Source organism: Kitasatospora sp. NPDC057518, assembly GCF_042802075.1.
In the GTDB taxonomy this organism is placed as follows: Bacteria; Actinomycetota; Actinomycetes; order Streptomycetales; family Streptomycetaceae; genus Kitasatospora.
The window spans coordinates 1-9,466 of sequence record NZ_JBHVEU010000342.1 but is presented as its reverse complement, the minus strand read 5'-3'; the positions used below and the strand labels follow the sequence as shown (position 1 = coordinate 9,466).

Genomic DNA, 9,466 nt, shown 5'->3' with positions numbered 1-9,466 from the left:
CCCGGGGGGAGTCGCTCGCCGCCCACCCGGAGTCCTGGGGGGGTGCCTCCCGGCCTACTGCTCGTTCCCGGGCCGGGCGGACCTGCTCGGGCGGACGTCCGACGGGGGGACGGCGCCCGGTGGGGGCACGGTCACGCCGGGCTTGCCCGGTCTGGTCCCGCTGCCGCCGCCGTCCTCGCCGTTGCCGCCGCTGGTGGCGTTGCCACGGCCTCCGTTGGCATTGCCATTGGCGTTGCCGTCGGCATTGCCTCCGTTGCCACCGCTGTTGGCGTTGCCGTTGCCGCCACTGTTGGCGCTGCCGTTCCCCTTGCCGGTGCTGCCGCGGCCGGGGTCGCCCGTCGGGGTGCCGGCGCCCTGGTGGTCGCCGTCCTCGTCGTCGAGCGCGGCCTCGCAGTAGTCCGCCACCCGGTCCGCGCCGCCGGCCGCCGTGACCAGCGGGCCGTACAGCGGATCGCCGACCAGCCGGGCCGGGCGGTCGCCCTTGGCCGTACGGTCGGTGAAGCCGGTGCAGAGGCCGAGCAGTGCGGGCGGGACGGCCGAACGGCCGCCGCGCCCCTCGGCGGAGGGGGTGCCGGGCGTCGCGGGGTCGGACGGGACGACCGCCTGCGGTCCGGCGGAGGCACTTCCGGACGGACGGGCGGAGCCGGACGCCACGGCACCGTACGGGGCCGCACCCGCGGACGGTCCGGCGGCCGGCGAGCCCGCCGCGGGACCGGTGGCCGCGTCCTGGCCGGCGAGCGTGTGCTCCGGCGCGGACGGGCCACCGCCCAGGGCGGACGGCAGGTTGCCGGTGCCGGCGGCGACGGCGACACCGCACAGCGCGGTGGCGCCGAGCACGACGGCGGTGGCCTTCGTGCTGAAGGCCCTGGCCAGCGCGGCGGTTGCCATCGATCGTCTCCGGACGGGGGTCACTGTCGGGTCGGGCGTGAGACTCGCCTCCCGGAACGCGGCCAGGGCGGCCTCCTCCCCGGCCAGTTCGCCGGCCGTCGCGGGGGCGGCGGCCGCGGCGAGCACCCGGGCGAGCTGCCCGGGACCGCCGTCCGGTCCGGTGAGCGAGGCGTCCTGCCCGGCCGACGGGCCGCCCACGGCACCACCGAGCAGCTGCTCGGCGGCATCACGGTCGATCCGACGGGATCGGTTGGTGCTCATCTCATGTCCTTCAGCGTCGCGGCCCGGCGTTCTGTCACACCCTGCGGAGAACTTTTTTTCGCGGCTTTCCCCGCGGGTCGCCCGGCGGCCTCGCCCGCGCCCACTCCGGCCGCCGCCGTGTCCGCCGTTCCGTCCACCGTTCCCTCGGCCGTTCCGGCTCCGGCGCCGCCCGTCACCCCGCTGCCCCGGGCCGCCACCTCGCCGCTCCGGGCCGCCGGGATGCCGCCCCCGGACGCGAGCGGCTCGACCAGCTTGGCCAGCCGCCGCAGCCCCCGGTGGGCGGCCATCCGGACGCTGCCGGCCCGCTTGCCGAGCACCCGGGCGGCGCTCTCCGCGTCCAGCTCCATGACCACCCGCAGCAGCACGGCCTCGGCCTGGTCGCGCGGCAGCCGGGAGATCAGGGCCAGCGCGTCGGCGGTGCCGACCGTGGCCAGCGCCGCCCGCGCCGTGTCGTCCCCCGCCGCCAGCTCGACCAGCTGCTCGAAGGGCAGGTCGGCGACCGGACGGCGGCGCCGGGCGCGCAGGTGGTCGAGGGCGCGGTGGCGGGCGATGGTGGCGGCCCAGCCGCGGAAGCCGTCCCCGTCGCCGGAGAAGCCGCGCAGGTCGCGGGCGATCTGCAGCCAGGCCTCGGAGGCGATGTCCTCGGCGTCCTGGGCACCCTCCGGCCGACCGCCGACCAGCACCCGCAGGTAGCGCAGCAGGCCCGGCTGGACGGTCCGGAACAGCAGCCGGAACGCCTCCTCGTCCCCGCCCTGCGCGGCCCGCACCGCCTCCGTCAGATCGGGGGGAGCCGCGGCCGCCGGGCCCGGTGGCAGGCCGGCGGGTGGTACTGGTCCGGACCGGCCGACGGGGCCGTCGGTGCCCGCTCCGGGGCGCTCTGCACTCTGCACCCGCCACATGATGCGCCATTCGGGCGAACACTTCGGCTCCGGCCGAAGGACCGGTCCGGCCGGGGCCAAGGTCCCGAGGACTGCTGCCGTTCGCCCACGGCCCGAACGGGCCCGCCCGGCCTACGTTGTCGGTAGGCGAAGCAGTCCGGGCCGCCGACGCCCCGGACGCCGGGTCCGCCGACGCACCCGGCCCGCCACCCGGCCCCGCCGTGCCCGAGGGCGCACGCACGACCCGTGCGGGCCCCGGTCGCACGCCCCTCCCCGGCGGTACGAGCCGTCGCGCCGGGGACCGCCACCGGCCGGCCCGGAAGGGGCGGGGAGCCGGCACCGCCGACGCCCTCCACCGGCAGCACGACCAGCAGGGAAAGACCGCGATGACGACCGCCCACGAGCTCCGCGAGCTCCACGCGAAGGGCCTGCGCGAGCACCTCGCCCCCGCCCTGCGCGCCCTGGGCCTCACCGGGTGGCGCCGGACCTTCAGCCTGCCGGACGAGACCCACTGGCTGCTGCTCGGCCTGGTCGAGCGCCCCACCGCCGACCGGGTGCCCTTCACCTTCGACCTCAGCGTCGTCCGCCGCACCGACTGGACCGTCGCGGACCTCCCCGGCCACCGGCCCGACCCGCGCACCCGGTACGGCTTCGAGACCTGGCGGGCCAGGATCGGCGAGGTGCTGCCGGTCGGCGAGGACGTCTGGTGGGAGGTGCTGCCCGGGCCGCGCTGGCAGCTCCCGCTGGACGACGCCGTCGCCGCCGTCCGCCACTACGGCCTGCCCGAACTGCGGCGCCGGGCCGAGGCGGACCGCGCTCCCACCGGCGAGACGTACCTCCTCCCCACCGAGCTGGAGACGGTCAACGCCGCGCTGGAGGCCGCCTCGGTGGCCCGGGTGCGGCGCGCCGAGCTGGCCGACAAGGCCCTGCTGCTGACCGGCGCCTGGACCCGGGGCGACGGCGTCGCCCGGACCGTCCTGGCGGGCGTCGCGCGGGGCTTCCTGTCCGCCGGGGACGAGCGCTTCCGCACCGTCCGCTGCCTGGACACCCTGGGCCGCGAGCTGTGGACCTTCCCCGCCGAGGACTAGGGCCGCCCGGGAGCGGAAAGCCGCAGGTCGGAGGCGGTGTCACGGCGCTCACCATGACAACTGTCACGCGGATGACGCAACGGACGGCACTGCTCTGACGGAGGGTCGGACGGAAAGACTGGAGGCACGACGCGGGCAGTGGCCCGCGGCCACCAGCCGGGGAGGAACCCACCGTGAGCCAGACCGTCAGTGCCGCCGCCGTCACCAGCACCGTCGCCTCCCCGGTCGCCGCCGTCACCAGCACCGCCGCCACCGGCGCCGCCCACGCCAAGGCCCCCAACCCGCTGGTCTCCGGGCTCCGCCCGCTCGCCCTCGACGTGGTCGCCCCGCTGGCCGGCTACTACCTGCTGCACTCGGCCCTGGGCCTGAGCGAGTTCGCCGCGCTGGCCTGGAGCACGGCCTTCCCGGCCGCCCGGACCGTCCTCGGCCTGCTGTCCGAGCGCAGGCTCAACCTGTGGGCCTCCCTGATGCTGGCCGTCAACCTGGCGGGCCTGGCGCTGACCTTCGTCACCGGCGACGCCCGGATGATGATCGCCAAGGACGGCGGGCTGAGCGGCACCGTGGCGGTGGCGATCCTGGTCTCCGCACTGATCGGCCGGCCGGTGATGACCCCGATGCTGATGCCCTTCGTCACCAAGGGCCGACGGGAGCGCGCCGCCGCCTGGCAGCGCCTGGTCGAGGGCCGGGCGGCCGGGTCGCGGGCCTTCCACCGCCACGAGCGCCTGTTCTCGGGCATCTGGGGCACCGCGCTGCTGGCCGAGTGCGCGGCCCGGGTGGTCGGCGCCTTCACCCTGCCGGTGTCGACCATGGCCTGGCTGTCCACCGTCTTCCTGATCGGCGCGATCGTGGGCGGTTCGATGCTCGGTCAGATCGCGGTCGAGCCGATGGAGCGGCTGGTCGGCGCCGAGGCCGAGGCCCCGACCGCCGCCTGAGCGGGCGGTCGCCCCTCCCGCCTCCTTCTCTGAACAGCCGGTTCCGAGGACTCGAACAGCGAGGAACCATCCGGATCTCCCGGGAGTCGTTCATAACGAGGGGGTAACGGGACCCCCGACGAGGAAACGGGGAGCCCCATGAACCGGACGACGCACGCGCCGAGCAGTACCGAGGACCGCACGCTCGTCTGGGACGGCTGCCTGAACGTCCGCGACCTGGGCGGACTGCCCACCGCCTCCGGCCGGCTCACCGCCCGGGGCGCGATAGTCCGGGCGGACAACCTGGACCGCCTCACCGCCGAGGGCTGGGACGCCCTCCTCGACCACGGCGTCCGCACCGTGGTCGACCTGCGCAACGCCGAGGAGTACAAGCCGCTCCTCCCGCTCCCCGACGACGTCGAGCTGATCCGCGTCCCGCTGGACGAGCTGGCCGGCCCCGCCTGGTGGGAGGCCCACGGACAGCTGGACGGCACCCCGCTCGCGCTCCGCCCGTACCTGGACCACTGCCCGCACGCCGCCGCCGCGCTGGTCTCCGCGATCGCCGGCGCCCGCCCCGGCGGCGTGGTCGTGCACTGCGGCGCCGGCCGTGACCGCACCGGCCTGGCCGCCCTGCTGCTGCTCGCCCTGGCCGGGGTCGACCGGGACGCGATCGCCGGGGACTACCTGCTGAGCGGCCCCAACATCCGCCCGCTGTACGGGATGCTGGGCCTGCCGGACCCGTTCCGCCGGATCGACGCGGCGCTCGCCGAGGCCGGGACCACCGCCGAGGCCGCGCTGGCGGCGGCGCTCGACGGGTTCGACCCGGACGGCTACCTGCTCGCGGCGGGTGTCGCGCCCGAGCGGATCGCCGCCGTCCGGGAACGACTGCTGCCGGACGCCTGAGGACGCCGGAACACCGCCCGCGAATAGCGTCAACCGATGGTTGACGATCCCCGGATCGACAACCTACGGTTGACGCATGGAGAATCCCGTTGTTCCCAACAGCACTCCGCTGCGCCTCGACGACCTGATCGCCGCGATCAAGAAGGTCCACCCCGACGCGCTCGACCAGCTCTCCGACGCGGTCATCGCCGCCGACCACCTCGGCGACCTCGCCGACCACCTCATCGGCCACTTCGTCGACCAGGCCCGCCGCTCCGGCGCGTCCTGGACCGACATCGGCCGCAGCATGGGCGTCAGCAAGCAGGCCGCCCAGAAGCGGTTCGTCCCCAAGGACCCGGGCACCCCCAACGACCTCGACCCCAGCCAGGGCTTCAGCCGGTTCACCCCCCGGGCCCGCAAGGTCGTGGTGGCCTCACAGGAGGAGGCCCGCAAGGCGGGCAACCCCGAGATCACCACGGAGCACCTGCTGCTCGGCCTGATCACCGAGCCCGAGGGCATCGGCGCGAAGGCGCTCGCCGCCCAGGGCGTCACCCCGGAGGCCCTGCGGGCGGTGGCCGGCGCCGCCCTGCCGGCCGCCGCCGACGAACTGCCCGCGCTGATCCCGTTCGACGCCGAGAGCAAGAAGGCGCTGGAACTGACCTTCCGCGAGGCGCTCAAGCTCGGGCACAACTACGTCGGCACCGAGCACATCCTGCTCGCGCTGCTGGAGCAGGAGAACGGCCAGGGCGTGCTGGCCGGGCTGAAGGTCGACAAGTCGGAGGCGGAGACCTTCGTCGCGGAGGCGATCGCCGCCGTCATCGCCGCCCGGAACACGGAGTCCGATCCTCAGCAGTGAGCCGCCGGGGCCCTGCACCGGACGGAACTCCCGCCCGGTGCAGGGCACTTCCGCCCAGAAACCGGCTCGGAACCCGGCGCGGACCCCGGCGCAGAACCCGGCGCGGAACGGGTCGGCAGTCGGATCAGAAGCCGGAGACGTGGGTGGTGACGATCCGGACCCGACCGTCGGCCGCCGCCTCCAGCGCCGCCCGCAGCCGGGCCGAACGGGCCGGGCCGAGCAGGTCCAGCGCCTCCTCGACGGCGGCCCAGCGGTAGTCGTCCAGCTCACCGGCCGGGACGGTCACGGGGGTGCCGTCCGGGACGGTGCCGAAGTCGAACATGAAGTGCTGGGCGGGGTGGTCGAGTTCGGCCGAGGCGTGGGTCCAGGAGATGGCCAGCAGGTCGCCCGCCTCCTGGACGATGCCGGTCTCCTCCTCCAGTTCCCGCACGGCGCACTCGACCGGGCCCTCGCCGAGGTCGATCGTGCCGCCCGGGAACTGCCAGTGCTCGCGGTACCCGGCCTTCACGATCAGGATCCGGCCGGACTCGTCCCGCAGCAGGCAGCCCGCCGCCGCGTAGATCCGGGGCAGGGACGCCAGCCATTCCTCACGGGACTTCAAGGGCTCAGCCGTCACGGTGCTTCTCCTGGGGCAGGTCGGTTCGGTCGTCCCACTCTGCCACCGGACGCCGGACCCGAGCGGCGGATTCGCCCCCGGACCGATGAGTCGGCGGCGCCGCGACGGTCCAACCCGCATGAGGACCACACCGTACGACGCCGTACTGACCTGTGACCTGGGCGCGCTGACCGCCCCCGACCTCGCCCTCGTCGACGCCCTCGCCCGGCTCCGGCTGGCCGCCGCCCGGCACCGGGTGGGCGTGGTGCTGCTGAACGCGAGCGGCCCGCTGCGGGAGCTGCTCGTGTTCAGCGGGCTCGCGGCACTGTTCCCAGGGCCGGACGGTCCACTGGCCGACGATCCGCTGAACGGCACTCCGCTGGACGACGACCCGCTGGCCGACGACCCGCTGGGCGACGATCCGCTGGACGACGCGGCCCTGGTGGAGCTACTCGGCCGCCAGCCGGGGCGGGAGGCCGAAGAGCGGGAAGAGCGCCTCGGTGTCCAGGAAGTTGGTGACCCCGGTGATCCGGCCCCCTGACACCTCCAGCATGATCAGCGACCACGGTTCGTACCCGCCCGCCGGGCTCGGCCGGTACTGGCCGAAGGCCCGGGCGCCGTTGGCCGTCACCGGGAGCAGCCGGGAACCGCGGCAGCCGTGCCCGGGGCCCAGCATCCAGTCGCGGATCTCCTCCTGCCCGCGCAGCCACATCGAGAACGGCGGCATGTTGAGCGTGACGTCCTCGTGCAGCAGCGCGGCGAGGCCGTCCATGTCGTACGCCTCGAAGGCGCGGACGTAGCGGTCCAGCAGCGCGCGGTGGTCCTCGTCCAGCGCGGGGGCCGGCCGGACCGCCGGGGCGTCGGTGGCGAGCACCGCCCGGGCGCGCTGGAGCGCGCTGTTGACCGAGGCCACCGTGACGCCGAGCAGTTCGGCCACCTCGGCGGCCTTCCAGCCGAGCACCTCGCGCAGGATCAGCACCGCCCGCTGCCGGGGCGCGAGCCGCTGGAGCACGGCGACGAAGGCCAGCTTCACCGACTCCCGCTGGGCGGCCACCTCGGCCGGATCCCCCGTCTCGGGCAGCACCCGGCCGTCCGGCGCCGGGCCGATCCACGTCACCTCGGGCAGCTGGGTGCCGTGCGCGGCGGCCACCGTGACCGGGCCGGCCAGGTCCATCGGCCGGGCCCGGCCGTTGCGGCCGTTCAGCGCGTCCAGGCAGACGTTGGTGGCTATTCGGTACAGCCAGGAGCGCAGCGCGGCCCGCCCCTCGAAGCCCCGGTGCCCGCGCCAGGCGCGGACCATGGTCTCCTGCACCGCGTCCTCGGCCTCGAAGACCGAGCCGAGCATGCGGTAGCAGTAGCCGGTCAGCTCGGTGCGGTACCGCTCCAGTTGGAGCTCGACCGGCTCCTCCGTGATCACGTCGGCCATCGTGCGCCCGCCCCCGTCGTCCTGCCGTGTGCCCTGGTGAACGCGACGAACGTAGCGCACCCCACTGACAGCGGCGCTCGCGACCGGGTTCGGCCGCTCCGGCCGCCCGGGAGCGGCGGGGCTCAGTGCTGCCCGTACGCCTGGCCGGAGCCGAAACCGGTGGTCACCAGCTTCCACAGGGTGGGGAACTCCTCGCCGGTGATGCCGGTCGGATTGAGCCCGATGACCACGCTGCGGGAGAAGTCGCGGGTGGCGAAGACGCCGGTGGTGTAGCCGGGCCGGGAGCCGTTCTTGCCCCAGACCTCGGTGCCGTTCGGCAGGACGGTGCGCAGCAGGCCGGCCGTGCTGTAGCAGGCGTGCCCGGCGGTCGGGCCGATCTCGCAGTTCTTGTTGTGGTCGTTCAACAGCTCCGGGACGGCGAACACCTCGGCCTGCTGGGCGGGCCGCAGCAGCCGGCCGCGGTAGAGCGCCTCGAAGAACCGCTCCAGGTCGGCGGCGGAGGAGATCATGCCGCCCTCGGCCCACGGGTACGGGCTCTGCTCGGTGACGTCCACCCGGGCGGTGCTGCCGTCGGCGTTCCGGACGTCCACGTAGCCGGTGGCGTGCGGGCCGCGGATGGTCAGGTCGTCGGCGGCCGGGACGTAGGTGGCGTGCAGGCCGAGCGGGCCGGTGATGCGCCGCCGCACCTGGTCGGCGTAGTCGTCTCCGGTGACCTTCTCGATCACCAGCGCGGCGACGAAGTAGTTGTTGCCGTTGTACTGCTGGGCGGCGCCGGGCTCGAAGCTCCTCGGCTGGGTGAGCATGTCCGCCACCACCTGCTGCGGGCTGTAGGAGACCGCCTTGTGCGCGGCGAACCACGCCGTGCTGCCGTCCCCGGAGGTCATCCCGCCACCCCCGGGCAGGCCGCTGGTGTGGTTGAGCAACTGCCGTACGGCGACCGGCGGGTAGCCGGCCGGCAGCAGTCCGGGCAGGTACTGCTGGACGGTGCCGTCCAGGTCCACCCTGCCCTCGCCGGCGAGCTGGAGCAGCACCGTCGCGGTGAACACCTTGGTGACGCTGCCGATCCGGAACCGGGCGTTCGCCGGCACGTCCTCCCCCGAGGTGCCGCGCCACCGGGCGTCCTGGCCGCCGACCCGGACCAGCGCGCCGGTGACGCCAGCGGGCAGCGAGTGGAGGGTCTCGGCGAGCGACTCCCGGTCCAGCGGACCGGGGCGGGCCGTGGCGGAGGCGGTGGTGTCGACGGCACTCGGAGAGGTGGCCGGGGAGGTAGTCGGGGAGGCGGCCGCGGCCAGGGCCGGGGTCGCGGCGCCGATCGTGGCGACGCCGACGGTGGCGGCGGCGAGCAGCGCTCCGGTCGCCACGAGGACGGACCAACGACCGGTACGGGCAGGGCTGTTCATGGGGAGTCTCTCCAACGGCGGCTCGCCCGGCGGGAGTCGGACCGCCCTGGTCGGCGGCCCGCCCGGCCGACGGCGGCTCGGGCACTCGGACAGGAGAGAGTCTTCGGGACGGCCTCGGGCCGCGACATCCGGGAACGGCCCCGAACCTTCCCCGAGCGCACCCCTGACCACACGTCAGGGATCAAGGGATCGCGCATCGGGGGCGGGCGTCGGGGATCGCGGGTCGGGGCATGCGCGGGGGATCACGCGGCGGGGGCGGGCGGCCGCGATCCGGCCACCCG

General features: G+C 75.3%; 10 protein-coding genes. 5 read left to right on the top strand and 5 right to left on the bottom strand.

Features of this window, described 5'->3' with window-relative positions:
- Positions 1–54 precede the first annotated feature (54 nt).
- Complete coding sequence (locus tag ACFU7Z_RS28740; RefSeq protein WP_380780605.1) at positions 55–1,149, bottom strand: hypothetical protein; 1,095 nt, start codon at positions 1,147–1,149, stop codon at positions 55–57.
- Entirely contained in the window at positions 1,146–2,048 is a 903-nt protein-coding gene (locus ACFU7Z_RS28735) for an RNA polymerase sigma factor (RefSeq protein ID WP_380780603.1), read from the bottom strand. The genes ACFU7Z_RS28740 and ACFU7Z_RS28735 overlap by 4 nt, the downstream gene beginning before the upstream one ends.
- Positions 2,049–2,413: 365 nt before the next feature.
- On the opposite strand from ACFU7Z_RS28735, the gene ACFU7Z_RS28730 reads away from it, so the two are divergent.
- From ACFU7Z_RS28730 to ACFU7Z_RS28715, 4 genes are all read left to right on the top strand, one after another.
- A complete protein-coding gene (locus ACFU7Z_RS28730) occupies positions 2,414–3,115 on the top strand; it encodes a hypothetical protein (RefSeq protein WP_380780600.1) in 702 nt (233 codons plus the stop codon).
- Between the two features lie 173 nt (positions 3,116–3,288).
- Complete coding sequence (locus ACFU7Z_RS28725) at positions 3,289–4,047, top strand: VC0807 family protein (RefSeq protein WP_380780598.1); 759 nt, start codon at positions 3,289–3,291, stop codon at positions 4,045–4,047.
- Positions 4,048–4,185: 138 nt separating this feature from the next.
- On the top strand, positions 4,186–4,929 hold the full coding sequence (locus tag ACFU7Z_RS28720; RefSeq protein WP_380780596.1) for a tyrosine-protein phosphatase: 744 nt from the start codon (positions 4,186–4,188) through the stop codon (positions 4,927–4,929).
- Positions 4,930–5,005: 76 nt separating this feature from the next.
- Positions 5,006–5,764 (top strand): Clp protease N-terminal domain-containing protein, encoded by a 759-nt coding sequence (locus tag ACFU7Z_RS28715; protein WP_117488476.1) that lies wholly within the window; start codon positions 5,006–5,008, stop codon positions 5,762–5,764.
- 124 nt (positions 5,765–5,888) lie between these two features.
- Here ACFU7Z_RS28715 and ACFU7Z_RS28710 read toward each other — a convergent pair whose 3' ends face one another.
- On the bottom strand, positions 5,889–6,380 hold the full coding sequence (locus tag ACFU7Z_RS28710; RefSeq protein WP_380780593.1) for an NUDIX domain-containing protein: 492 nt from the start codon (positions 6,378–6,380) through the stop codon (positions 5,889–5,891).
- A 118-nt stretch (positions 6,381–6,498) separates the two neighbouring features.
- On the opposite strand from ACFU7Z_RS28710, the gene ACFU7Z_RS28705 reads away from it, so the two are divergent.
- The gene (locus ACFU7Z_RS28705; RefSeq protein ID WP_380780591.1) at positions 6,499–6,900 is read left to right on the top strand and encodes a hypothetical protein; all 402 of its coding nucleotides are present in this window, start codon (positions 6,499–6,501) and stop codon (positions 6,898–6,900) included.
- Here the strand turns inward: ACFU7Z_RS28705 and ACFU7Z_RS28700 are convergent.
- The gene (locus tag ACFU7Z_RS28700; RefSeq protein ID WP_380780589.1) at positions 6,808–7,785 is read right to left on the bottom strand and encodes a sigma-70 family RNA polymerase sigma factor; all 978 of its coding nucleotides are present in this window, start codon (positions 7,783–7,785) and stop codon (positions 6,808–6,810) included. The two genes, ACFU7Z_RS28705 and ACFU7Z_RS28700, sit on opposite strands and share 93 nt — an antisense overlap.
- Before the next feature lie 122 nt (positions 7,786–7,907).
- Positions 7,908–9,185 carry a serine hydrolase domain-containing protein gene (locus tag ACFU7Z_RS28695; RefSeq protein ID WP_380780587.1) on the bottom strand — a complete coding sequence of 426 codons (1,278 nt, stop codon included), beginning with the start codon at positions 9,183–9,185 and terminating at the stop codon, positions 7,908–7,910.
- Positions 9,186–9,466 lie beyond the last annotated feature (281 nt).